Annotated in this window: 19 protein-coding genes and 1 pseudogene; 7 read left to right on the plus strand and 13 right to left on the minus strand. The window is 42.4% G+C overall.

All coding sequences use genetic code 11. From position 1 onward, the window contains the following. The first annotated feature begins 232 nt into the window (after nt 1-232). Nucleotides 233-550 (plus strand): hypothetical protein, encoded by a 318-nt coding sequence (locus tag LAY57_RS28720; protein WP_249070599.1) that lies wholly within the window; start codon nt 233-235, stop codon nt 548-550. 103 nt (nt 551-653) lie between these two features. On the opposite strand, the gene LAY57_RS28725 is transcribed toward LAY57_RS28720, so the two are convergent. Then, complete coding sequence (locus tag LAY57_RS28725; RefSeq protein WP_249070600.1) at nt 654-800, minus strand: hypothetical protein; 147 nt, start codon at nt 798-800, stop codon at nt 654-656. Here LAY57_RS28725 and LAY57_RS28730 point away from each other — a divergent pair. Together LAY57_RS28730 and LAY57_RS28735 are read left to right on the plus strand one after the other, a co-directional pair. Then, the gene (locus LAY57_RS28730) at nt 799-1,026 is read left to right on the plus strand and encodes a hypothetical protein (protein WP_249070601.1); all 228 of its coding nucleotides are present in this window, start codon (nt 799-801) and stop codon (nt 1,024-1,026) included. The two genes, LAY57_RS28725 and LAY57_RS28730, sit on opposite strands and share 2 nt — an antisense overlap. A gap of 163 nt (nt 1,027-1,189) precedes the next feature. Then, nucleotides 1,190-1,546, plus strand: a complete 357-nt coding sequence (locus LAY57_RS28735; RefSeq protein WP_249070602.1) for a hypothetical protein — start codon at nt 1,190-1,192, stop codon at nt 1,544-1,546. Nucleotides 1,547-2,011: 465 nt separating this feature from the next. Here LAY57_RS28735 and LAY57_RS28740 read toward each other — a convergent pair whose 3' ends face one another. Further along, nucleotides 2,012-2,164 carry a hypothetical protein gene (locus LAY57_RS28740; protein ID WP_249070603.1) on the minus strand — a complete coding sequence of 51 codons (153 nt, stop codon included), beginning with the start codon at nt 2,162-2,164 and terminating at the stop codon, nt 2,012-2,014. A gap of 52 nt (nt 2,165-2,216) precedes the next feature. Here LAY57_RS28740 and LAY57_RS28745 point away from each other — a divergent pair, with 52 nt between their 5' ends. After that, on the plus strand, nt 2,217-2,516 hold the full coding sequence (locus tag LAY57_RS28745) for a hypothetical protein (protein ID WP_249070604.1): 300 nt from the start codon (nt 2,217-2,219) through the stop codon (nt 2,514-2,516). 322 nt (nt 2,517-2,838) lie between these two features. Here LAY57_RS28745 and LAY57_RS28750 read toward each other — a convergent pair. From LAY57_RS28750 to LAY57_RS28765, 4 genes and pseudogenes are all read right to left on the minus strand, one after another. After that, nucleotides 2,839-3,240 (minus strand): annotated as a pseudogene (locus tag LAY57_RS28750) (ISKra4 family transposase); the annotation flags it as partial. A 33-nt stretch (nt 3,241-3,273) separates the two neighbouring features. Next, nucleotides 3,274-4,458, minus strand: a complete 1,185-nt coding sequence (locus tag LAY57_RS28755) for an NAD/NADP octopine/nopaline dehydrogenase family protein (RefSeq protein ID WP_249070605.1) — start codon at nt 4,456-4,458, stop codon at nt 3,274-3,276. 216 nt (nt 4,459-4,674) lie between these two features. Beyond that, nucleotides 4,675-5,367 (minus strand): RraA family protein, encoded by a 693-nt coding sequence (locus tag LAY57_RS28760; RefSeq protein WP_249070606.1) that lies wholly within the window; start codon nt 5,365-5,367, stop codon nt 4,675-4,677. 95 nt (nt 5,368-5,462) lie between these two features. Next, nucleotides 5,463-5,918 (minus strand): hypothetical protein, encoded by a 456-nt coding sequence (locus tag LAY57_RS28765; protein WP_249070607.1) that lies wholly within the window; start codon nt 5,916-5,918, stop codon nt 5,463-5,465. Nucleotides 5,919-6,291: 373 nt separating this feature from the next. Here LAY57_RS28765 and LAY57_RS28770 point away from each other — a divergent pair, with 373 nt between their 5' ends. After that, nucleotides 6,292-8,805 (plus strand): helix-turn-helix domain-containing protein, encoded by a 2,514-nt coding sequence (locus LAY57_RS28770; protein WP_249070608.1) that lies wholly within the window; start codon nt 6,292-6,294, stop codon nt 8,803-8,805. A gap of 131 nt (nt 8,806-8,936) precedes the next feature. Here the strand turns inward: LAY57_RS28770 and LAY57_RS28775 are convergent, their stop codons facing one another. Beyond that, on the minus strand, nt 8,937-9,575 hold the full coding sequence (locus LAY57_RS28775; RefSeq protein ID WP_249070609.1) for a glycine-rich domain-containing protein: 639 nt from the start codon (nt 9,573-9,575) through the stop codon (nt 8,937-8,939). Between the two features lie 186 nt (nt 9,576-9,761). Between LAY57_RS28775 and LAY57_RS28780 the strand changes: the two genes are divergently transcribed. After that, a complete protein-coding gene (locus tag LAY57_RS28780; RefSeq protein ID WP_249070610.1) occupies nt 9,762-10,322 on the plus strand; it encodes a hypothetical protein in 561 nt (186 codons plus the stop codon). Between the two features lie 18 nt (nt 10,323-10,340). Then, nucleotides 10,341-11,294: a DUF1822 family protein gene (locus LAY57_RS28785; protein WP_249070611.1), complete on the plus strand. Its 954-nt coding sequence runs from the start codon at nt 10,341-10,343 to the stop codon at nt 11,292-11,294. Between the two features lie 58 nt (nt 11,295-11,352). On the opposite strand, the gene LAY57_RS28790 is transcribed toward LAY57_RS28785, so the two are convergent. The 6 genes from LAY57_RS28790 to LAY57_RS28815 are packed head-to-tail and all read right to left on the minus strand — an operon-like array spanning nt 11,353 to nt 25,956. Then, nucleotides 11,353-14,313 carry a CHAT domain-containing protein gene (locus tag LAY57_RS28790; RefSeq protein WP_249070612.1) on the minus strand — a complete coding sequence of 987 codons (2,961 nt, stop codon included), beginning with the start codon at nt 14,311-14,313 and terminating at the stop codon, nt 11,353-11,355. 27 nt (nt 14,314-14,340) lie between these two features. After that, complete coding sequence (locus LAY57_RS28795; RefSeq protein ID WP_249070613.1) at nt 14,341-14,487, minus strand: hypothetical protein; 147 nt, start codon at nt 14,485-14,487, stop codon at nt 14,341-14,343. Nucleotides 14,488-14,489: 2 nt separating this feature from the next. After that, nucleotides 14,490-17,039: a CHAT domain-containing protein gene (locus tag LAY57_RS28800; protein WP_249070614.1), complete on the minus strand. Its 2,550-nt coding sequence runs from the start codon at nt 17,037-17,039 to the stop codon at nt 14,490-14,492. 21 nt (nt 17,040-17,060) lie between these two features. Continuing rightward, nucleotides 17,061-20,039: a CHAT domain-containing protein gene (locus tag LAY57_RS28805; protein WP_249070615.1), complete on the minus strand. Its 2,979-nt coding sequence runs from the start codon at nt 20,037-20,039 to the stop codon at nt 17,061-17,063. Between the two features lie 14 nt (nt 20,040-20,053). Next, complete coding sequence (locus LAY57_RS28810; RefSeq protein WP_249070616.1) at nt 20,054-23,212, minus strand: CHAT domain-containing protein; 3,159 nt, start codon at nt 23,210-23,212, stop codon at nt 20,054-20,056. After that, nucleotides 23,209-25,956 (minus strand): CHAT domain-containing protein, encoded by a 2,748-nt coding sequence (locus tag LAY57_RS28815; RefSeq protein WP_249070617.1) that lies wholly within the window; start codon nt 25,954-25,956, stop codon nt 23,209-23,211. The genes LAY57_RS28810 and LAY57_RS28815 overlap by 4 nt, the downstream gene beginning before the upstream one ends. Nucleotides 25,957-26,094 lie beyond the last annotated feature (138 nt).

The following is a 26,094-nucleotide window of genomic DNA, read 5'->3' on the forward strand; positions in this document are numbered from 1 at the left end:
GCACGGGCGTTAGAAGAAGGAGTCAAAGCTATCGCTGAAATTCTCGTCAACATAGAGGCACAAGTATCTTATTCAGATCAAACTAAAAGCCAGTAATCCCCAGTGGAAACATATCGATAAGGCAGAAGTAGAGCAATTACTTGCAGCTTTATTTATAGGTTAATTGCTATGAATAAAGCTGCTGAAAATGACGCCTTAGTTATGAAGCATGACATGAAAGGAAACAAAAAGTATGACAGACTTACCGTGTTGGTTAAAAGGAAAAGCGATAGCTGTAGCGGAAGTGCTGGTTGCCGATGGATTTTGTTACTGCGGCAAAGAAGAAGAATTCTGCGTTAACCAACACCTAGAATTGGTGGGCGATTGGTTAATAGGTAATTGGGAATGCGTCATCGATGCTATTACCGATGGGGCTTTGTTCTCTAAGGACTACAACGACAGTGAAAACTACGATAGCGATAAGGAAATAGAGCGTATTAAGCAACTAATCGCCAAAGCAGAGTTAGATTGGGAATCTTGCCTAAATGAAGGTCAATTAAGCTTATTTTAAGCATATTTGATGGCAGAGTTTCTAGCCAAACCAGAAAATAGCCGAATCCTGCAATAAAGCAAGAGTCTGCCGCCACTTGAGTTATAGCAAACGCTGTCGTAGGTTAAGCCATTCGGAACATTGCTGAAACACTTGCCAACAAAGGCTGATTCCCAAGCTGATTGCTGATAGCTGAATGTTGATTGCTATAAATACCAAATTCCCCCCCTTGGTTAACGCCTGGGGCATTATTATAGTCGAGAACTACCATGCCCAAACTCCTCAAAAATCCCGACCCGATTCATCCCAGAGAATTCAAACAAAAACATGGAATGTCACTAGAAGAACTACACGAAATCAGCCAAATCCCTATCGATACACTGAGTTACTACTTAGCCAAACCAACCAGTGCTAGATACGTAGAACCTAAGCCACACATTTGCCAACACTTCGGCGAAATAGACGAGAGGATTTTCCGCCAAAAAAAAGCTAACTAAACGTCAATCAGACATAGCAATAAATCGGAATTTTATTTATTTTTAAGAAGTGATTCGGAACGCCCAGAACGTTCGGAACACGCAGAACACTCAGAACAGCCAGAACAAGAAAGCTAAAAAGCCCAGTTATGAGGATAGTCAGAATGAAGAACTATCCACTCAGATGAGTAGCCAATATGCAGAGATTGCCCAGCAATTAGTAGAAGCAGACAAGTCAGCTACCGAAGCGCGAATTAAGGCTGGTATTGTCAAAGGGATGAAAGAAATAGCTGACATTAATGCAGGCGTACAAATCGGTTATGCGCTTGGTTTGAAACAGGGAACAGTCCAGTCTACCAAGAAGATAATTGAAGATTTGGACAAACTGCGGAATTTTTCTTACGGTCAAATTGACTTAGAAGGGATTTTGAGCAACTTTTTACCTGAAGTTGTCGAAAAAAAACCTCCATTGTTGATGGTAGAAGTGGAGACGATAGGCTTACTACCATCGCAGATGAACTTCGGGATATTCGAGAACTAGAAATTAGCATTCTCAAGGAAATCCAAGTTCTCAGAAAAGAACTATCAACCCAGCAATTCAGTCAGGGAGAACAACAACTAATGTGGCGAAAACTGGTAAATCTATTTAACCAACTGAAAAATTTACCTGAAACCTCTGATTGCTGGGATTTTCCTTACCTTTCTATGCCATGAAAGAGGCAGGGGTGCAGGGGTGCAGGGGTGCAGGGGAGAAAGATATAGCAACTGCCAAGGCTATTAGGACATTATGAAGGGCTAGAGTCCTTACTTCATTGCTTTTTCTTTCTGACTTGTGACTTCCGCTATAAATTAAAAGCTTGAAGTGGATTGATAGAAAATGAAACAAGAGCTAACTGGTCAGCAAATTGCCAAAATCTTGAACGAAACTAAGTACAAAAACAGTAGCGGTTGGGTATTTGTAAAATTCATAACTCCAATGAAATCAAAAAAATACCAAACTATGATTTTAACGTTCATCAAGCAGCCGATGCTGCTTTCCGTTATCTGTAAATACACCAGCGCGTAGCGCTATAACTTTTGACCGATGACCAATGACTAATGACCAATAGCCATCCACCAAGATCAGAAGCCTGCTACTTCCATCCTTATGCCATGCCATGAAGCAATTAATTACCAAGATAGCAATAGGAGCAATCTCCGGTGGGATAACAATGTTTCTAACCTTAACCTTTCTCCCCCCTAGCGAAACCAAAGATGTCGATTGGAGAAGAGCAACGCTATTAGGAGTACAGATTGGTCTAGTATCCACAAGCGTATCAGAAGCCCTCAGCTTATCCAAAGCTTTTCGGAATCAGAAAAAGCCCCAAATACTCACTCCCTCTCAAGCAATAACCGCTCTGCTCAACCGCCCAGACCTATCCCTTGACCTCGCCGTTCGACTAACCGAACAACTAGAGAGAATGCGCTCACTACCCACCATACCACCAGAAGACAACAGCTACACCGATTGACACGCCAAGGCTTTACCACCTAAGCACAAATACTCACTACCCACCAACACCAAACAGAGGCCACCATGTATGACAACCGGGTCTTCCGTACTTAGTGTGCCAAACGATTAGTTTTTTTGTGTCCTACGCGCAAAGCTTGGCAGGGATTTCAAGGTGATTGCCCATCCGCAGCAAGTTGCCATAACCAAGCTTTGGGTGTAAATAACTCAACGCCTTACGTAGCAAAGCCTTGAGGATAAATTTAAGTTAACTTAGCACACTAAGTACGGAAGAGCCACAACTTTGAACCCGCGTTAACATCCCAGCAATCCTAACCAACATATTTAATCCGCTTACGGGAGCCACCAACTTTATACAGATTTTCTTTCAGATGATACCAGTCTAGGACTTCTTGCCGTTGTTCCGTTGTAGCAATTTCCTTAAATAAATTCACGCGCACCATCGTGACCATCTCCTAAACAGATTACAGGATTAGTTAGCGGCTGACTATTTACCCAATCAGTGAGGCTGAAGTTATCGCACAAGAAAGCGCCATAATAAAGGTCTTGCAAGCGCACTGCCTTATAATCATGCCACTGACAGGGAAGTCCTCGCTTTGTTCGCAGTCGAACTTTACCGCAATCTATGCTCAGTTGTGCGCTCGCCAGTTTGGCTTGAGAATAGGAAAATTCTCAAGCCAAACAAGTCTGTGTTGACTGCTATGGCTGACCTTAACCCCCGTGAGATCAAACGTTTACAAAATTCTTGAACTTAGTATTCAAACTTCTACATTCTCAATCTTTTTATCAGATTGGGAAGTAGGTTGAGCCAAATGAGACAAAAGTGAAGGTGGTGGCAGATACAAGGGTTGCTTAACCCAAGAAGTACTCAATAAAGCCGAGACCTGAGTCGGATTAAGTCCAGCGATACCCAATAATTCAGCAGTCCAAGCCGGGGCGGGCATATCAATCAGTTGACTGGCAAGCGCTATACATCCATCTAATACTGGAGTCTGTACTCCTGCGATCCGCGCTAATGTTTGAAGAGGAACTGCACCGTAAGGGACATCTTCTGTTAAGTAACGATCATCAAGAGTATCCATAAACGAGTGCTGATACGCGCTCGTCTGCTGAAGATTTTCGTAGATTGATAAGCCAGACGTATGGTATTGAGCTTGATGCCAACTAACCCAATCACGGAGTTTTAGACCGTAAGCTTGTCCGATCTTCAGACGCTCATTGTCTAGAGCCACAATCAAACCAACAGTACGAGGTCCTACTTCGTGGTAAAATAAATGTGGTTCTCCCTTTTCCAAGGTTCGTGCTGAAGTTAACATGAGAGGAATATGAGTGATATCATTTTCTTTCTCCAAAGCCACCTCCAAGGACGAGCCTGCAATCTTTAAATTACTGAACCAGGGCTGCAAAGCATTGAATATCCGTTCTGTCAGAGTTGGTGTTTGGGCACTGATACAGACTTTGCCTTTCTTTGCCTTAATCTCAACTGTGCTGTCTGATTGTAGGCAACAACAAAAAGGGCTGGTTGTAGCACTCGCAACGGCTGGCATCTGGGATTCTAAAACACCACTTGAAAGTAACTGTTGGCGGAATACCCAGTCATCCAACCGACTCCCACAGAACAATACAATGTTCATTTCTGAATAAACGTACCGGGATATGATGCGAGCGTACTCCACTAAATCGTTGCCTCGGCAGCAAATGATTACTGTCGAAGGTAGCTGTCCCAACTGTGCGGCGATCGCTTGCATTTGGCCTGAAAAGCTGGCTATTTGATAATTGCCACACAAAACTTGACCAATAGCTTTAATAGTCAGTGTTTTGGTGATTGGCAACAAACGGCGAGAAAACAGATGTACCTTGACGCCTTGCGAACTCAAGAAAGCAGCGACAGCAAAACCGACGTGTCCTCCGCCCATCACAATGACGTTAGATAGAGACTTCATGTAAACCTCCAGTCAATGGCTAAAATCTTGGCTAATAATTATGATTTTGTTGGACAACGGAATTCAAAAAGGTATCCTCACGGTAGAACTTGATGCACTCCTACTTCTCGATCAGAATCAGGCTGACAGTTTTATGCGAAAGGTCGCTTCTTGTTACAAATCTTTACTTGTCAGCCACTCTAATTTTTGAGGGGTTTTATCTCTAGGGTGGGTATATCAGACAAGACCAAAACGTTCAGAAGCCTGGTCTTTTGCATCGTTCGGGTTCATACTCTTGTGTTGCACCAAGAATTTGGCATAATTATCAGCATCCACGAATTTACCAACAATCTCCAGTTCTCTCGGCGTTAAGGGAGGGCTGACAACTATGCCACTTTCATCTGCCACTATCAAACTGCCTAAAGTGATTTGTGTCCCCCAAATGGAGATGGGACAGTCAACTTCTTCTTCCCAAAGCTCTCCGTAGGCTCCACAGCAGGTGGTTCCTAGCGCCCAAATGGAACGCTCTTCTGGGATACTCTCTACATCTCGCAGCCTGCCACCAATTACGATACCAGCAACTCCTTGTTGGTAAAGACTCTGTTCAACAATGGAACCGATTGGAGTGTTTGGCCCAGCAGAAGGCCCTATTTCAATAGCGATAATTCCTCCAGTCGGTACATTCACCATGAAGTTGGCATCTTTGGCTGGGCGCTCGCCAATCAATTCAAATCGAGCGGTACGCTTCACAACCCCTACCATCTTTCTAATTCCTCGCTTCGGCTCCAGTCCTAAAATAATTCCTGGCTTATGTTGCTTGATAAAGCGAACTGCATCAAAAAAATTACTGCTGGTAAGATTTTTACCTTGAGCCAAGTCAGTAATTGTCAAAATAGATTGGTTACTTGTTACACAGGTTATGTTGCTCATTGTTAATCTCTCTAATCAATCATCATTACCGAGATACCCAGGTACTTTCAGGGGGTAATATCCAGAATATTTCCCCCTGAAAGCCTTAGTTAATACTAAGTAGAGGCTTTGTTTTGAAGTTGAGTTAATGTGGGAAGTACAGCTTGTTCAATGTGAGTGGCTAACTCTTCTTCAGTTGTTACTGGTAGGGTTGCTAAAACAGAGCCAGTGCTATCAACAATCAAAGTGGTACGACGGACGTAACCTTCTTCATCGAGCAAATTCAAACGACCCATTTCAGCTTTCGTCATCACGACCCGATGAACCTTCGTTTTAGGGGGATTATCCTTGTCAAAGGCATCATCAGCAACAATTAAGGTAGTGCTTCCGTAATTGCTCAGCCGTTCCAAATTAGCTTCGATAGAGGAAAGAACACAGTTACACGTTCTGCCACTGCCGTAGCTGTCTTGAAAGTGTAAAATATTGAGTTTGTCGTTTAGCAAGTGGGTAAGAAGCGTTGGCTGATCTTGCTCGTTGAGAACAGTGGTTGCGCCAAGATATTGGGTAGTCATGGTTTCTCCTTATCAGATCGAAAACTGCATCAAAATATATTCTTGCAATCGAATCAGCAGGGCTGAATCTCCATTAGCCTTGCTTTCTCAATGAATTACCTGGAGATAGTTGAGCAGCAATAACCTATTGCCCACATTTTGTGTTAATTAAGTCCAGATAACACGAAGTGTGGATTACAAAATTGAATGGGTTGGTTCTGGCTACTGAATAGACAGCAGCAGTTATCAACTCCTTGCTTCTTCATTCAATGGTCATATATGGACTTGAAACTGTCGAGGCAGTTTGAGTCAGGTAGAGTCAGGGGTTGTGTCAGGAAAAGTCAGGGTAGTCTAGAGTGGCTAGAAGAAACTTTGATGTTTGGCTAATTAATTAATGAACTTTGGCGAAGAAGAAGCACTCACAGTGGCGGATGCAACGATTTTTGACAAAAAAGGGAGACATCTAACTGATGTAGAGGCCGCTATACTTCGTGGCGCTTGGCAAGGCAAGACGTATAAGGAGATAGCAGAGACGTCCCATTACGGTGAAGGTTACTTAAGAAGAGATGTTGGCCTAAAACTTTGGAGGCTGCTTTCAGAGGTACTGGAAGAAAAGGTCAGTAAAGGAGACTTTCGGGAAGCCCTGAAGCGGCGTTGGCGAAGCTCGTACTCTTCAGGAACTGTTGCGGGGTACGAAGCCACTTCGCTAACGCAGCCGGCAGAAGTTCCATCCTCTTCCACTCAAGAGGAACGCAAGGAGCCGCTCACTAACCAAGATGGAATGGAAATAGTTACTACCAGAGTGCTAGAACAGCGTAACGGCTGGGTCTCAACCATTGACCTGCAAGAGTTGCCTCGTATACCTCAGTCCCCTCCGGAAACACAAGAGACTTTGGCAGTAGGAACCTTAGAGACTTCTCTGAACATTCCTTCTACATCGCTGCGATCGCGTCCTTACCACAACCTGCCACCCCGTTACCATACAAACTTGGTTGGTCGGCAGAAACAAATAGATCAACTTTTGACACTGCTGTCCTTCAATCACAACACCCATCTGATTAGCATTGAAGGAATCATCGGCGTGGGGACAACTGCCCTCGTTTTGGAAGTCGCCCACCGCTGCCTAGAAGCTAGTTGCAATGCTGAGGCAACTCCTAACTTTCCCACCTTTGATGCCATCATTTTTACCTCAGCCAAGCAACGGCATCTCATTGGTATCGACATTTTGCAACGTCATAGGCGAGAGCGCACCTTGCGTGACATCTTTAAAACTATATTTCGCACGCTGGAAAGCCCTGACGTTATCCCCGCACACTTTAACGATCAACTGGAGTGCCTTCAAAGAAGCTTGGCTTACCTGCGTACTCTGTTGATTGTGGATAATCTCGAAACTATCGAGGATCAAGAGGATGTCATTTCCTTTCTGCACGAACTACCGCCAACGGTAAAGGTCGTAATTACTACCCGTATACGAACAGCGTTAGGCGTTCCCATTCATTTAGAGTGTTTGCCACCAGATGATAGCCAGCATTTGATTCAGCATCAGATACAAGAACAAAGAGTGCAATTGAACCCCGAACAGTTCCAGGCACTTTACCAGAGAACTGGTGGTCTCCCGATCGCGATTATCTATACCATTGGTCAAATGTCAGTCTATGGACTTCCACTTAATGCAGTACCAGCTCGATTGACCACAGGCGACTTCGCTCACTATTGCTTTGGAGAATTGGTGCAACCGCTGCGAGGGCAACCAGCGCATCGGTTGCTAATGGCGCTAGCTTTGTTTACCAAATCTGCTTCAATAGAAGCGATCGCTCAAGTTGCCCTTGCAGGAGCAAACTCCATAGATGGTTTGGCTCAACTCTATAAACTCCGTTTAGTAATACAGCAGGATGGATGGTACAACTTAAATCATTCTTTGACTCGCGAGTATGCGCTTGTTGAACTGAAGGCTCATCCCGAATTTGAGCAGGAAGTACGGGAGCGATGGATCGACTGGTATCTAAGATTTTCCGAACTATATGCAGGACAAGATTGGAAAGAGTGGCACGTTCAATACGAACACCTAGAGCAGGAGTGGGAGAATCTCCGCTCTGTAGTTGAATGGTGTATCAAACAAGATCGATATGAGGATTTCCGAAAGTTTTGGCAGTATATCAAGGGGTTTACCCATTTGTTCGGGTATTGGAATGAGCGCTTAATCTGGATGGAATGGTTGATCTCATCAGCCGAGCAGCACCAAGACCAGCCAACATTAGCAGAGGCTTTATACGATAGAGGCTGGACACTTATCTTGATGGGCAAACCAGAGCAGTTGAGCGAAGCTGGGAACGTGCTAGCACAAGCCTGGAACCTGCGGCAATATCAGGACCGGATATTCGAGTTGGACTTGGCAATTACTGCTGCTATAGTACACATTCGCCAGCAGCAATTAGTTGAGGCGGGTAACTGGTTGAATAAGTCAAAAAACTTACTAACTCAAGGTCAGATAGAACAAAGAAAACGCCTGCGCTATTTGATTCGCATTCATTACTATGAGGCTGAGAACTCGTTTAAAATAGGTGATTACGAACAAGCCAAAACTCTTTACAACCAAGCTCTAGAACTATCTAAAGTAGCTGAATGGAAGCAAGTAGAAGTTTATGCGCTTAATTGGTTAGCTGATATAGCTATCGAACAAAGGAACCTGGATGAAGCAGAACGCCTGTTAAATCTAAGCCAGCCCATTGCTCTTGACAGTTTGGATAGGCGTTCTATTGCGTTCCACAAGTGTTCTTGGGCAAAATTGGAGAAATTACGCGGGAATACAGCCGAATCCCAACGGTGGGCAACAGAGGCTAAGGACTCGTTCAAGCGTCTGGGGATGTTATCGGAAGTTAAACAAATGCAGTCTTGGCTTGAAGCTTGAAGGGCAGATGGTACGAAATAACTGATCGGTCGTGTATGACTGACTGCATCAATAAAAAAAGGGTGCCTATCACTAGACACCCTCAGACATTTGTCAGATTGAGAACGAGCTACGTAAAAATCAGCCAGGTTCTAAGCCTTCTTTGGCTTGGGCATACCACAAGCCGTAGGACGCGATGGTTGTTCCCCATTGCTGCTGTTATCTTGCTGTTCAGGCTGACGCTCTGCTACTTCGCCTTCTGCTTGATCCCAGTTAGCAGCTGCTAAAATACCTTTGCCAAAATACTGCTCAAATAGGGCTTGAGTTTGAGCAAAAGCGGTATCAGGATTCTCCCGATCTGTTTTGCCCCAAAGCTCAGCTGGATCGTAGCAGTGGTTAAAAACACGACCAAACCACATTTCGCAGTCCTCAACATACTTGACCGTGTTGTGTAAAATGTGGTGATGCCAAACAATATCAATCGTCGAGGTAGGCACCAAGGTGATCTGGGGATGGAGGTAAGCTAGGAGCAGGAACATTATGTAGCGCATAATTGCACTGGTCGCTTGCTCGTAAGTCCAACCAAAGCCCTTGGTTGGGTGCATAAGATGAGCAGCAATTGGCCCCTCCTTATGCAAATTCAGCTGTTTGAGCAAGGTTCCACCTTCAAGCTGGCTCAGTATTTCCTTCATACGTTCAGCTTGCTGAGGCTCGTTGAGCAGGTGAATTTTGTTCCTTTCTATACCCAAGTGGAGGGATTTTTCGATTGGATCTTGGAAACGTGATGACATATAATGCCCCTATAGTAGCTAGACGGTTATTACTAATGACCGCTCTTTTTTCTGTCCTCTTTGTTATGGCAATTTCACTCCATATCCCGCTCCCCACGATAGTTGATGTTTTAAGATTATTTTTCCCAACCAATGTTGGGTGTTTTCTATAAACCCCTTATTTGACATTTACAGGATAGTTACTTAATGATGTTTTTATCAGAAAAGAATTGCCATACCTTGAATGAAACACCTTGCAGTGATTGTCCCAAGGCAGAAAAAGAATGGGAGATGGATAGTATTTTCAACGATTTAGGTTGGGCCAAAGCCATACAAAATGTTTTAGGTACAGCAGATATAACAGATGAAGATATCAAAGTACTTAATATTGAAAAAAAGGAACTTACATCCACTGAAAAGTGTTGGCTAGGTTTATTACTGAGTGGATTAACTCCTGACGATATAGCTCTGAAGCTTAATAGAGAAATAAAGGGATTAACTTCAGATTTTTCTCGAAGCCTTTATAAATATGTTAAAATTCTTGTCAAAAAAAAAGTAAGTGACTGGGCTCAAATAATTTTATATCTCGATAAGAAGGGGTATAGAAAACCACCCAGACTAGCTAATCAAAAAAAAATTATAAGAATAACCATAGAATTTGAAGTTGATTCTGAAGAAGCAGAAAATATATCCCGTAATATAGCAATTGATACTTTGTATCAAAAATATTCTCAAGGTTTCAAAGTTAAACACTTCTATTACGAATAGAATGAATGAGAGGCGAAAATGAAAAAGAAAAAATTAGTTTTATTAGTTGAAGGTACTCAAGAAGTATTTGAAGAAATTCAAAAGCTTTTTTCTTCAGGGGAACTTAATCAATTAGTAGGATTTCAAGTTTTGGAGGTAGAGGGTACAGACTATCCAGGAAAACAATCAACAGATATAGAAAAACTGCCAGCCAAACCAGATGTAACTAAAACTAACAACTCTTGGGAGCAGTTGAGTCGTTGGTTTCAACGCATTCCTGAGCTTTGGGGAGAGTATGAACCAGCACTTCTGGGTACATATTTTGCATTACAAGAACTGAACCCAGTTGTAAGCGATCGCTCAGCTTTTGATGCTGCTCTTAGCAAGTCTGTAGGAGATTCTAAAGCTCAAGATTCTCAACCTAATCGACTCAATCAGCTGATCGAGTCAATGAAGAAAGAAAATCAGGATCTTGGTTTTCAATTTCAAGCAGCTTTAGAATTGGGAGAAAGCGATGCTACCCCAGAGATTATTGCTGCCTTAGCCAATCGCTTAGCAGACGTTGATGTTGAAGAGACTGAGGAAAACAAAGAGCAGATAGCTTTAAATTGGCAAATTGCTTTGAGTTTGGGTAAACTTGACCCAGACCATCCTAAAGCTGCTGTAGCTCAACGTAAGGAAATCCAAATAACAGACGAGTTGAGTATCGAACTTCTGGTGGCAATTAGAACTAGAGAAGATGGGGATATAGACATTTTTCTCCAGGTATACTCAACTGAAGAACCCCATTTGCCCGCAGATTTAAAACTGATAGTGCTTGATGAATTTGGCCAAAAGATGACCCTAGATGAAAGCGGGGTAACATTTCTTGAAACACAATCTCGCGAGGAAGATTGCGAAATACATCTAAGTTTTTTTGCCGATCCTGGCGAACCTTTTAGCGTTCTTATCTCTTTTGCCGATGTCAGCATTACGGAAAATTTTATTATCTAAAAAACTTCTCATCAGCTGAATCCTAATGAGCGGATCTCAATATCTATGATAAAACTGCCTATTGTCCAATAGCACAAAACGCTGCCCAATAGTGGGGCGACTCAAATGGTTTCGTTTCAGCTTTGATCGGCCTAATCCAGTTTAGTAGTTCTCTCCTACTAACTGGGTCTGGTAGTTCATTTATCCATCCATGTAATTCTTTTTTGGTAGCATCTCGCAGCCAGATTTGAGCTTTATTAAGCGCCAATGCAATTGTTGGAGAGGTTTGGAAGTCTTGTAGGTTTTGATAAAACTTTATCATTAAAAAGGCAGTGGATATATCATTCACCGTCCAAAGCGAGCTAACAACATTAGAAGCACCTGCATAAAGGAAACCACTAGGCAATCCAATATATTCGTCGCTGGTATTTTGAAAATCAATTAATCCGGTTTCACAAGCAGATAGAGTGACAAGGCGACATTGTTCTAGATTCAGGGTGAAAATGCCATCTAAAGTCAGACACTTGTTGAGGTCAAGTACGCCACCCTTTTTCAAACTGAGATAGTTTTCTGGATCGGATTGTGTCGGTGCAGAATTTAGCTCGGCATTGGCTAGAATCAGAGCAGATTTGCGAGATTCGCTTTCGTTAAAGTAAGCATGACAGCTAAAGTGAGCGCAGTGAACATTACTAAGAGAAGTATTATCAATAGCTTCTTTAGTTGCTATTTTTTGTTTGAGAAGATTACTGGTGTTAAAATAGCTTTGAATGGTTTCGACTTCAAGATCGGTATAAGAGAGGTCACCTGTGGGGTTTTGAACGGCAAATAGGTGAGTAAATTCAGGGCGTTGTCGAGTTTGGGCAAGTTGCTGTAATTGACAGCTAGGAGCATAGCTGACTCCTCCAGGAAATCTGTCAAAAAGACTGGAGTCTTCTGTAAGTGGCAAAGCATGAAGTGGCAGCAAATGCAAGTAGCGATGGGGAATTAGAATTAATTGATCGCACTCTGTTGGAATTTGCTCAATAATTTCATCAACGTGCAGAATTTTTGCCAGCAGATGTAGGCGGGTAGTTAAACGGCGCTGCCAGTGAGATTTTTTGTTACTATAGGCTTTCAGATAGCTGTTTGCCCAATTTGCTAATTTGTTCGGGTTTATAAAATCAAGTGGTAAAACGATGGGTTGTTGGGTTTGGTTGGTAATAATAAAGACAAATAGCCGATCGGTTGTAATGTAAAACTCAACAATTGCACTGCGATGCGAGAGAGTCGCTCGGAATGGCTCAAACTGAAAACCAGAACCGATGGGCAGGTATCGATCTTGCAATTCGTTGCGCTGCTGTCGAAGCTGTTGGAGATGTTGGGCTAAAGCAGTTGGATCTTGTGCGGTGGCATTTTGGAGTTCGTACTGACCGCTGGCGATTTCGTCTCGAAGTCGATCTAGTTGAGCGACTACTTCTGCTGGGAAAATAGTGTGGCGATCACGAGTGAGGATAAGTTCTACTAAGTTACGAGTTTTGCTGCGCTCAACGTATTCTATGGTTTGAGTGTAGTTCTCCAATTCCAGGCAAACTGCCACCATGCGTTGATAGAGTTCGTTCCATTCTTCTGCAAGTTTTTGTTTGTCTCCTTCTGTTCCAGATCCCGAAATAATTTCACCTCGCCAAAATTCTATAATGTCAAAGGCATCTGTAAAAGCAGTATATGAATCTTGAAAATTTTGTCCCTCTTGGTAGGCTCGACCAAGGCTAAATTTAGTCAATAAGTAGTTTTGAGGAAAAGCAAAGCGAGTAAATACTTGCAGAGCTGCTTTGTAATGACGAATGGCAGTTTTCAAATTTTTTCTATTTTCTCCAACAATACGCTCTGAGTATACATTGCCCAAATTATGTTGAGTTTTTCCCCAGTCAAAGGGTAAGTCGGAACGAGCGTATATCTTTAATACATCCTTGTAACAACGTATAGCTAATTCTAAATTATTTGTTCTTTTTTCTAAAATACGTTCATCGTATGCAGTGCCTAAATTATTTTTAGTTTCTGCCCACTCTAGAGGAAATTTTTCAAGTGTTCGCACCTTTAATGCAGCCTGAAAACAGCTAATAGCTGCTTCTACATTGTCAGATTTTTTACCATGAATACGGTCGCAATAAACACATCCTAAATTGTTTTCAATTATTGCATATTCTTCGGAAAAAGCATTAATAGTGCGTATCATCAAAGCTGCTTTATAAAAAATTATAGCTTCTTCCAAGTTATCTGCTTTCTTCCCACGAATCCTTTCAGAGTAAGCATTAGCTAAATTGAGTTGCGTTTGTGCCCGCTCGATAGGCAACTCAGAGCAAGTGCGTACTTCCAATGCAGCCTCATAATAGCGGATAGCTACTTCCAAATTTTCTGCTCTTTCTCCCAAAATACGTTGATAGTAGGCAATACCTAAATTATTCTTGGTTTCTGCCCATTGCTGGGGTAAAGCTTCACGAGTTCGTACTTCTAATGCTGATTCCAAACAGCGGATAGCTACTTCTAAATTTTCTGCCTTTTCTCCATGAATACGGAAACTATACACAGTTCCAAGATTAGTTTGTAAATATGCCCATTCGTGGGGAAAAATTTCACGAGTGCGTACCTCCAATGCAGCTTGCAAACAGCAAATAGCTGCCTCCAAGTTTTCTGCTTTTCTTCCCCTGATGCGTTTACGATAAGCTGCACTCAAATTATTTTGTGTATCTACCCATTCTTGAGGAAAACTAGAGCGAGTGTATACTTTTAAAGCATTGAAGTAACATTCTATAGCTGCTTCCAAGTTTTTTGCTCTCTCTGCATGGAGACGGTTATAGTAGGAAAGCCCTAAATTGTATTGTATTTCTGCCCACTGTTTCGGAAATGTTTCATAAGTCAATACAGTGTCAATAATTTTATAGCCTGTAATGGCAATTTCTAGATTTATAGCTCGATCGCCCATCGGAAATAGTTGAATCAGATTGCTAAAATAGCCGATAACCGATGCAATACCTTGTGCTTTTCTTGGGGAAACTTCCAGCAAAGTCTGTCTGCCCCAATCTTCCAATAGTTAACCAAGGCTCTCATTTAATAAATCCAAGTTCGATTGCAGCAGCGGATATACAACTTCTGAGTTGCCCTTACTTTGATGGACTACCCGCAGTATTTGAGAGAGAAACTCATATTGAGACTCGGATATTTGGCGTTGTTCATCCATAATCATTGCCCGATCGCACAAAATGCTGCCCAATAGTAGGGCGACTCAAATGGTTTAGTTTCAGCCTCAATCGACTTAATCCACTTTAGCAGTTTTCTCCTACTAACTGGGTCTGGTAGTTCATTTATCCATCCATGTAATTCTTTTTTGGTAGCATCTCGCAGCCAGATTTGAGCTTTATTAAGCGCCAATGCAATTGTTGGAGAGGTTTGGAAGTCTTGTAGGTTTTGATAAAACTTTATCATTAAAAAGGCAGTGGATAGGTCATTTACTGCCCATAGACTACTGACAACGCTGGGGCTACCCGCAACCAAGAAGCCACTAGGTAGGGCGATATACTCGTCATTGAGGACAGTGAAGTCTGTCAAACCCGTTTCGCAGGCGGAGAGGGTGACGAGGCGGCATTGACTCAGCTCCAGAGCAAAAATTTCTCCTAGCGTGAGGGGTGCATCTGCCAAAACTAACGCTGATTTGAGGGGCGAGGCAAAGTCAAATGTGCCGTGACACGAGAAGTGGACGTAATTTGCTAAAAGCAACTGACCAGTAGCTGCCTCTTGATTCAAGATGACTTTAGTAGCCTTATAGTTGGATAGAATCTTAGCTGAGTCAAAGTAGCTACTAATAGCTGCTACCTCAAGATTGGTGAACAACAGATCGTTGGTTGGATTTTGGATAGCAAACAAGTTACTGAAATTTTGTACGGAGAGTTTCTCGATCTTCCTTGTCGCAAGTTGCAGTAGCTGGCAACTAGGTGCATAACTGACACCTCTTTTAAAACGATCGAGGAGGCAAGAACCATCAGGTAGGGGTAAGGCATGGAGGGGCAATAAATGCAGGAAGCTATACGGAATTAAAATTATTCGCTCGTAGCCTTCGGGAATCAGAGAAAGAATCTGTTCGATGTGCAATAAGTCAGCTAAGCGGTTTAAGCTAGAAACTAGCTGCTCTTGCCATTCTGTTTGTTGTGCATAGTGTATTGCCAGATGCTCTCCAACCCAATCTACTAAGGCTTCCATATCTGCTTGCTGCTGCTCTTGGAGAGGCGGCCAAATATGAGGATACGAATTTTTGCGAGTGATAATGAAACAAACAAATGTTGTATTCAGAACATACCACTCAAGAATAACGGTCAGATCGTCTGGTAGCAATGCCTGAATATCTGAGAAGGAGAGAGAGGGAAACTTTTCATTAATCTCGTTCTGAGAATATGAGTCACAATTAGCAAGGCGATCTGCCAAGTTCCGCGCTTTAGTGCACTCGACGTATTCAACTGCTTTGGCGTAGTAACGCGGGTCAGCATGAGCTAGTTCGAGGCAAACTTCTATTAAAGAACGATAAAGTTGTGTATATGTTTCTAGTATTTTTTGCTTATATTCATAGCTAGAAGTACTTTCATTACGCAGAAATTCTACAGTCTCAAGTGCATTTAAAAATATCGTGTAGGCATTGCCAAATTGTTTATTTAATTGGTATACAGTGCCTAAGTTAAATAAAGTTTCAACACGCTCTCTAGGAAAATTATCATGGGTACGAAATAGCAGAGCGTTCTCATAACAATTGATTGCCTGTTTGAGATTTTGCGTGCGATTGCCAGAAACTCTATCGGCATAAGCCATACCCAGATCGTGTTGAGTGGTAGCCCAATCCTGGGGAAAGTCTTTACGATTGCGAACCTGTAAAGCATTTTGCAGGTGGGTGATGGCTTGTTCGTAATTTTCTGCTTGCACGCGATGAAAACGTGCAATATAAGCCACGCCCAAATTATTCTGAGTGGTAGCCCAATCCTGGGGAAAGTTTTTACGAGTGAGAACCTGTAAAGCATTTTGCAAGTGGGTGATAGCTCGACCTCGATTTTCTTCTATCTCGGCTCGCTTACCACAATAAATACACTGTAGATAAACACAACCTAGACTATTTTGAATGGTTCCCCATTGTTTATCAAAAACTTCTTTTCTATAAATTTTTAAAGCACTTTTATAAAAGAGAATTGCCAATTGCAGATTTTTTAGTTTTTCTCCAACTGGGCAACTTGCGTAAGCATTTGCTAGGGTATTTTGAAGCATCGCCCATTCGGTGGGGTATGTATCGAATGTTAAAATCTGCAAAGCAAGTTCACTCCAGGAAATAGCTTTCTCTATATTCTCCGCTTTATCCCCACGAATCCGATTCGTATAGGCTATTGCTAAACTATTCATGATAACCGCTGATTCTTTTTGTGTATAAATATTATGTTCGAGGTTATCCAAAAGCACTCTTACAAAACCAGCAATTGCAATTTCCCACTTAATATATCCAATTACAAAAGGACACTCCGAAATCAAACCACTAAGTATAACAATTACTATTGCCGTTACTTCTGCATCGGGGGTTCCTTGAGATAAGACAACAATGGATTGATTTCCCAACAGGTCTACAAAACTTTCATTTAGTTTTCCTACATTAGCAGAAAACATTGAATATACTACTTGCCTGCACTCTGTTTTGTTATCCAATATTGCCTGTAATACCTCAAGTAAGAAGTTGAGAATCTGTTCGTGTTGTGAATTTGTCATCAGTTTTTCGTTTGTCTTTGCTCAGCGACCGATAGCACAGAACGCAGCCCAATAGTAGGGTGACTCAAAAGGCTTAGCATTGGCATCCCCATTAAACGATCGAAGCAGCTTTATCCATTCACGAGAACCCAAAATAGGTCTAAAGATAGAATCTTTCTCCTTCATCCATTGTTTTAGTCTTTTGTTCGTCATATTTCGCAGCCAAAGTTGAGCTTCCTGAAGTGAGAGAGCTAGATTAGGCTGAATTTTCAGATTTTCGTAAAACTCGATCATTAAAAAAGCAGTAGCCCCTTGAGGCACTTCCCACAGACTGCTAACTATACTAGAGCTACCTGCGACTAGGAAGGCACTCGGCAAGCCAATATACTCATCGCTAATGCTAGTGAAATCGGTAAGACCAGTTTCACAAGCCATGAGAGTCACCAAACGGCATTCGCCGAGATCGAGACTCAAAAGTTCATCCAAGGTAAAAAGTTTTTCATTTGCTAAAAACAGACCGGATTCAAGAGGCGATTCTAGGTTAAAGATGCCATGACACGCAAACAAAATGCAGTGGGCAGAGCGCAGGTATTCTGAATGAACGTTATCAAAAGCTGCTTTGGTTGCTTGCTCCCTAGCTAGAACGCAGGTGGAATTGAAGTGGTGACGAATGGCTTCAACTGCTAGTTCTGTGTAAGGGCGGTCTTGGGTTGGGTTGGATACGGCAAATAGATGATTAAAGTTTAACCGTTTCCGGTTTTGCGCTTGTTGCAGCAATTGGCAACTGGGAGCATAGTGAATGCCTGCCTCGAATCGCTCTAGGAGGCAGTGATTCCCCACAATGGGTAAGGCATGGAGAGGAAATAGATGCAGGAAGCGATGGGGAATCAGAATTAAGCGATCGCACCCTTTTGGAATCTGAGTCAAAATCTCATCGATATGCAAAATCTCAGCTAATCTACTTAGTTGCTGACTTAGTTGCGTCTGCCACTTATCTTTCTGCTCGTAGTAGTCTCTTAAATATTCCTTAGTCCAATCTATCAAAGCTTTCTGGTCTTTAGGTGAGGCTTGCCCAACAATGGGATATTGAGCCTGCCTGGTAATTATGAAGGTGAGGAAGGTTTCACCCGTAATGTACCACTCGATGAGGGCGGTTTTGTCGTCCAGTAGCAATTCCTGTATCTGCGGAAAACTGATAGCTTCTACTCGTTGGGTCAGGCTGAAGTTGGAGTCAATTGGTTGGATATGATTGGTAATCAATTCGTCTAGTTGTTGGCGCAATTGATTTAGATGATTGCGATCTGGGATGGCGGCAATCATAGACCTATTTAGCTGTTGACCTATGTTTTCAGAAATAATTGCACCATTTCTTGAGTGATTTCTCTGTTCAATGTCAAGCCGTCGCTGTTCAGATGCAATTTCTTGCCGTAACTCCTTTAGTTTGTTGAGGATAGTTTCGGCAATGCTGCCTTTGGGGTAGAGGTCGTGACTTTCTAGGAGTTCCACCAAGTTGCGAGTTTTGCTGCGTTCTACATACTCAACAGCTTTGGCATAGTAGCGCGGTTGAGTAGTAGCTAGTTCAAGGCAAACTTCTACCATGTTTCGATAGAGGTTAATCCACGTCTCAGCTAATTTTTGTTTAACGGCATCTCCGGATATAATCTCGCTACGCAGGGATTCTACAGTGCCAATGGCAGAGGCAAAGGCAATATAGGCTTGACGAAATCGCCGGAAATCTTTATAGACAAGTCCTAAGTTCAGTTGAGTTTCTGCATATTCTTTAGGGAAAGCTTTGCGGGTACGAACCTGTAAAGCATCTTGATAGCAAACAATAGCTAATTCTAAATTGCCGGCTCTCCTATAAGCAATACCTAAATTGTTTTTGACCATAGCCCAATCTCGCTCAAAAGCTTTGCGAGTATAGACCCGCAAAGCTTTTCGATAGCAATTAATAGCTTTCTCCAAATTACTTTCCGCTTGAATCAAGCTGTAATTGCTGTAAGCCAATCCTAAATTATTCTGAATCTTAGCCCACAATTCTGGGTAAACTTTAGAGCTACAGACTCGTAAAGCCTCTTGGTAACATTCAATTGCCTTGTTCCAATTATTGTTTTCTCCTACAACAAGTAAATCACTGTAAGCTATTCCTAAGTTAATTTTGAGCTTTATCCAGTCTTCAGGAAAGAAGTTATACTTAATAATTTGCAGGGCATTTTGATAGCATTTAATAGCCATATTCAAATTATACTCTGCCTGACCAACTAGACGCTCGCTATAAGCGACACCCAAATTTATTTGTACAAAAGCCCATTGGTCGCCCAACGAATTTAGACTGTATATTTTGAGAGCATTTTGATAGTAAAAAATAGCTGTTTCTATATTCTGCGCTGGTTCCCCTCGGAGTCGATTGCTGTAAGCAACTCCCAGATTATTCTGGAGCATTGCCCATCTTTCTGGCAAGAATTCTCGGGAAAATACAGTTGCTGCTAATTCATAGCCTGTAATAGCAATTTCTACATTGTTAACCTTAGTGCCTAAATTAAATTCCCCAATTATATTGCTGAAATCGTTAATTGCCATTGCCAACCCCCTAGCTGACGCTGGTTCTGTTGTCGGCAATGTATCGGCTGCATAACTTTGCAAAATTTGACAAAATTCATCATCTAATTTATCCAAGTTTTCAGCAATTAAGGGAACTACAACCTGGGGATTGCAGTCTGTTTTGAGAACTGTTATTATTAAATCGGAAATAAAAATTCGTACTTCATAGATTCGGGTTTCTTTTGATTTGAATTTTCCCAGTTTGTCTTTTAAACGATTGATTGCGCTTTTCAAAAATTCTGATGCGGTATCAAAACCTATTTTTTCTAGAGTAGCAGCCAATTTAACTTGGGTTTTTACAAATTCATCATCAATTAAGTCTTGATTAACATTGATGATTTCAAGAGCTTGTTCTGCACTCTGAGAATTTTGCAGTGTATCGATTATAGTGAGATAAACCTTCTCGCGTTGTTTATCCATTGTTGATTCTTCCATCACTGCCCAATTGCACAGAATGCTGCCCAATAGTAAGGCGATTCACAGGGCTTAGCATTGACATCTTGCTTAAGTAACTGGAGTAATTTTAGCCATTCAGAATATCCCAAGATTTTTTTGAAGATAGACTCTTTTTCCTTAAGCCACCGCAGTAATTGTTTATTTGTAGCCTTTCGCAACCATACTTGAGCTTGATTAAGGGCAATAGCAACATTAGGATAGTTTTTGGGGTCTTGCAGATTTTCATAAAACTTAATCATTAAGAAAGCACTAGATAATTCATTCACTTCCCAAAGGCTATGGACAACGCTAGAACTCCCTGCATATAAAAAGCCGCTAGATAAACTAATGTACTCATCACCGAGACTTTGAAAGTCAGTTAAACCGGTTTCGCAGGCGGAGAGGGTAACGAGGCGGCACTGGTTAAGGTCAAGGGTAAATAGGTCTGCTAAGGTAAGGCATTTGTCTAGAGCGATCGCTCTGCCATCTGGCAAAGGGAAATAGGGCTTGAGATCGGTATCGACAGGCATCTGGGAAATGTGAGCATCTGCTAGCAACAATGCCGACAGGAGAGGGTCTTCAAAGTTAAAGTACCCGTGACAAGAGAAGTGAGCGCAGTGGGCAATGCGGAGTCGCTCATCACTAATAGCCTCTTTTCTCGCATCATCTTCACTCAATACATCCCAATGTTGAAAATGCTGTCGGATGGCGGCCACTTCAATACCAGTATAAGTCAGGTCATGTGTGGGATTTTGAATGGCAAAAATGTGATTGAATTCAGAGCGCTTTCGGTTTTGTGTTTGTTGCAAAAGTTCGCAACTGGGGGCATAACGGACACCGCCTGAGAATTCGTCGAGCAGACAATATCCACCTTCTGTTGCTGCACCTTCTAATCGGCTATCATCTTGTCTCTGGCGCAACTTGGGTATTACGGGGAGGGCGTGAAGTGGTAACAGGTGCAGGTAACGATAAGGAACCAGAATTAATTCATCACAAGTTGTAGGAATGTGGGAGAGAATATCATCTATGTGCATAATTTCAGCTAACTGCTGAAGGCGAGATCCCATGCCTATTCCCCACTGCGTTCGCAGTTCTTTTCCTTGTGCTTTAGCTTCCACCCACCTGGGGGCATAGTATGCGCTTAGATACTCCGTACTCCAATTCTGCAAGTTTTTTAGATCTTCAATGGAGGATGTCCAAACAAACGGCGCTTGACTGTGACGGGTGATGATAAAAGCGCGGAAACAGTCACCAAAGATATACCACTGAACGATCGCCGCGCTGTCATTTATTAAATTTTGGATTTGCTCAAACCGGATGGGTTCATAAGAGTAGATTTCATTGTACTGCTGGCGCAGTTGATTAACGCGAGTATAATCGGGAGTAGCATCAGCAGCAAGACGACGGTTTTCTATATCGATTTCTAGCCGTAACTGTTGCACTTTATTCTGCACCTGCTTAGGCATCTGACCTTTGGGGTAGAGGTCACGGGTAGCTAATAGTTCAACCAGGCTGCGAGCTTTGCTGCGCTCAACGTATTCAATCGCTTTAGGATAGTTGTGGATTTCTAGGCAAACTTCCACCATTCGTTGATAAAGATTGTTCCATTCCTCAGCTAATTTTTGTTTGACTTCGTTAATTAGCTCTCTGGAGACAATTTCGCCGCGTAGGAATTCGATGGTATTAATGGCAGACTCAAAGGCAATGTAAGCCTCATCAAATTGTCTGGATTCTTGGTAAGCAATACCGAGGTTAAATAACGTTCGGACATAAGCTTGAGGGAATGCTTCGCAGTTTTGCACTAGCAAAGCATCTTGACAACAATCAACCGCCTGGTTGAGATTTTGAGAGCGCTCTCCCAGGATGCGATTTGTATAAGCAACTGCCAAATTGTTTTTCGTATAACTCCATTTTTCTGGAAAATCTTCTTGAGTATAAACCTCCAAAGCATTCTGATAGCAGTTAATAGCTTGCTCTAGATTCTCGGCTTTGTTTCCCCAGGTACGCTCCCAGTAAACAACCCCCAATATATTTTTTGTCTCTGCCCATTTTTCTGGAAAATCTGCTTTAGTGTAAACCTGGAGGGCGTTTGTGAGGTAGTTAATAGCTCGTTCCCGATTTCTAGCTTGGTTTCCGCAAAGCCGATTCCAGTAGACAATTCCCAGATTCTTTTGGCCCTCTGCCCATTCCTTGGGCAAAGTGCTACGAGTACGAACTTGTAGACTCTTGCGAAAGCAATCAATCGCCCGCTCTAGATTCTGGGAACGATCTCCCCGAATTCGAGTCCAGTAAGCACCACCTAAATTACTTTGAGCCATTGCCCAGTCTCCAGGAAAAGCGTTGCGGGTATATATCTGCAACGCTTGTTGGAAGCAGGCAATTGCTTGCTCCAAATTCTCAGCTTGGTCTCCTCGCAGGCGGGCGATGTAAGCAGTTCCTAAATTATTTTGGAGTAAGGCCCATCTTTCTGGGAACGCCTCTCGGGAGTAAACCTGTAAAGCATTGTGGTAGCAAGCGATCGCTTGCTCCAAATTCTCTGCTCGCTCTCCGCGAATGCGATTGTTATAAGCTATGCCAAGACCGTTCTGAACGATAGCCCATTGTTCCGGAAAAACGTTACGAGTGAAGATGGTTAGCGCTAACTCATAGCCTGCAATAGCAATCTCGAGATTGCTAGCGCGACTTCCATGTGGAAACTGTGCAATGAGATTACTGAAATTAACTATTAATCCTGCATTAGCTGCTATTTCTTCAGGAGTTCCTGCGGATGAGGCAGCTGTTGCCCAGATTCGCATTGCTCGAGTCAAGTTATCATTCAGTTTATCCAAGTGGGCTTGGAGTAAGGGATACAGTACTTGGCGATCGCATTTGCTCTCTAAGGTTGCTTGCCATACCTCAGCCCAAAAAAGCGTAATTTCTTTTGTATCCACAAGAGCAACGAGTTGAGCAGCGTAATCTCGCAAAGCATTAAGCTTGTCCGCACCATTCTGATTGCCCTGCTCTGCCAGCCTTACTGCTGCCTGCTCTATCATCTGTACCCAACCAGAATCAATCAGCTCCTGGTTAGCATCCACAATCTCAGATACCTTGTCACTCGGGCAAGTCAGTAGTATCTGTGTCAGATTAAGATAGGCTAGACGGCGTTGTTCGTTCATCATTGACCAATAGCACAAAATGCTGCCCAATAGTAGGGGGACTCAAAAGGCTTTGTCGGCAGTTTCTGAATAAAGGAGATTACCTCTCTCCTCTCAGGCGATTTTAATGACAACTGATTGATCCAATTTAGTAAATCTTTTTTCTTGACATCTCGCAGCCAGCACTGAGCTTGGTTAAGAGCAATAGCCACAGTGGGGGCTTGGGGGTCTCCTAAGTTCTCGTAGAACCTTATCATTAACAAGGCAGTAGATAAATCGTTTACTCTCCAAAGACTGCTGACTACGCTGGGACTGCCTGCATACAGGAAGCCACTTGGCAACCCGATGTATTCATCGCTAATGCTAATAAAGTCTATCAAGCCGGTTTCGCAGGCAGAAAGCGTAACTAAGCGGCACTGGCTGAGATCGAGTTCAAATATGTCTCCCAAGGTTAGGAATGCAGGGGGCAACTCAAGATACGATTCCAGGGGTTCTTTTTGATCGAAGAAACCATGACAAGAAAAGTGGACACAGTGAGCTGAACACAGATCTTCTGCACTAGGAGATTGATAAAGCGCATTTATTGTTGCTTGCTCCTGAATTAGAGTACATTTAGAGCGGAAATAGTGACTAATAGCTCGAATTTCCAAGTTGGCAAAACGTAAGTTGGAATTTGGGTTTTCTATGGTAAAGAGGCAGTTGAAGTCAGGTCGTTCCTGACTTAGGCTTAGCTGCAATAGCCTGGAACTAGGGGCATAACGAACACCTCTGTGAAAGCGGTCAACGAAGTAATTGCCAGTTGCTAGAGGCAGTGCATGAAGAGGAAATATATGCAGACCGCGATGGGGAATTAGAATTACCTGATTATAGGTGTCTGGTACAAGTGAGACAATATCATCAATGTGCAAAATTTTGGCAAGCTGGCGAAGGCGAGAGGCTAGGGTAATCTTCCAACTGTCTTTTTGTCCATAGTAAGCATCAAGATACTTTTTCGCCCAAGTTTCTAAAGCTTCGAGATGTTCTGAGTGAGATTGCCAAACGTAGTGAGTGTGGGGAGTAATGATGAATGTGAGGAATGTTTCAGCTAGAACGTACCACTCAATAATGACAGTATGGCTGTCGGGTAGCAATTTTTGAATTTCTTCAAACGAAATGTTACCTTTAAATTCCAGATTTTGGTTACGAGTAGCTATAAGTTCAGCCAAGTTACGAGTTTTACTGCGCTCCACATATTCGAGGGCTTGTGCTTTGTAGCGCGGTTCAGTAGTTCCCATTTCTAGGCAAACTTCTACCATGCTTCTATAAAGCTGGTTCCATTCTTCAGCCAATTTCTGCTTGACATTATTTCCTGATATAATCTCGTGACGTAGGTTCTCTACAGTTTCGATAGCATCTGCAAAAACAGTATAGGCATTTGTAAACTGTCTAGCTGCCTTGTAGGTAAGTCCAAGATTAAGTAAGATTTGTGCGTGCTTTTGTGGAAAAGCTTCAGGAGTGTATACCAGAAGTGCCAATTCATAGCAAGCCACAGAGCGCTTCAAATTCTCTGCTGGTTCTCCGTAAATTCGATTTTTATAAGTAATACCTCGATTGTTTTGGGTCATAGCCCATTGTTCCGGGTAAGCTTCAAAGGTATAAACTTGCAAGGCATTTTCAAAACAATTAATAGCTTTTTCTAAATTTTTTGCTCGCTCTTTACGAAGACGACCTCTGTAGGCGGTTCCTAAATTATTTTGGAGCATAGCCCAATCTTTTGAAAAAGCTTTCTGGGTATAGATAAATAAGGCTCTTTTGAAGCAAGCAATGCTTTTTTCTAACTTTTTTCCCCGGTCTATAGTGTAATTGCTGGAAGCAGTTCCCAAATTATTTTGGAGCATAGCCCACTGTTCTGGATAGGTCTCAACTGTGTAGACTTGCAAAGCATTCTCATAGTGTATAATTGCTTGATTCAAATTATCTGTTTGAGAGCTAAGAATGCGTTCAGTGTAAGCATTACCTAAATTATTTTGAGTAGCTGCCCAGTCTTTGGGTAATACCTTTCGAGTGCGAATTTGTAAAGCCCTTTTGGAGCAAGCGATCGCCTGCTCCAAATTTTGGGCGCGTTCCCCCTTAATGCGATATATGTAAGCATTTCCTAGATTATTTTGAAGCCTAGCCCAATCTTGGGGAAACTGTTTACGGGTATGTACCTGCAAAGCTTTTTCGTAGCAACCAATGGCCTGCTCAAGGTTCTCTGCCCGTTCTCCCCGAATACGATATAGGTAAGCATTCCCTAAATTGTTTTGGGTCTGTGCCCAATCTTTGGGGAATGTGTTACGGGTGTAAACAGTTAATACTATCTCGCAGCCAGCGATTGCAATCTCTAAATTACTAGCTCGGTTTCCTTTAGGAAACTGTTGAATTAGGCTACAAAAAATGAAAATCGCCTGTGCGTTAACTCGACACTGCTCTATTTCCAGTTCTGGAAAGGTAGCTTTTACCCATGCTTGCAAGACTTTGGCAAATTTATCATTTAATTTATTTAAGTTTGTATCTAGCAGGGGGTAAACTATACTTTTGTCACCACCGCTCTTGAGATCTGCATCTAATACCTTAATCAAGAAATTAAAATATTCTTCGAGGGTTTCCTCCTCTCCTGTCCTCTTGTGTTCGGCTGTTTTTCCCTTTTTATCATTACTTGGCAATCCCAGTACCTTGGTTAACTGATGGACAAGAGCAATTAAAAAATCAGCTGCCTTTTGGTTGCCCTTCTGCTCTATACTCAGCACGGTCAAAGACCGTGCTTTTGTGGCTGCCCAAAATTTGTCGTTAACTGGTCTTCATTGAAACTTTGAAATTTCCATGTAAGAAGCGAGTCTAAATCTTCTTTATAAGTGACGGATGCGACAGCCAGTAAATCAGATATG

This window comes from Argonema antarcticum A004/B2, assembly GCF_023333585.1.
GTDB classification, from domain to species: domain Bacteria; phylum Cyanobacteriota; class Cyanobacteriia; order Cyanobacteriales; family Aerosakkonemataceae; genus Argonema; species Argonema antarcticum.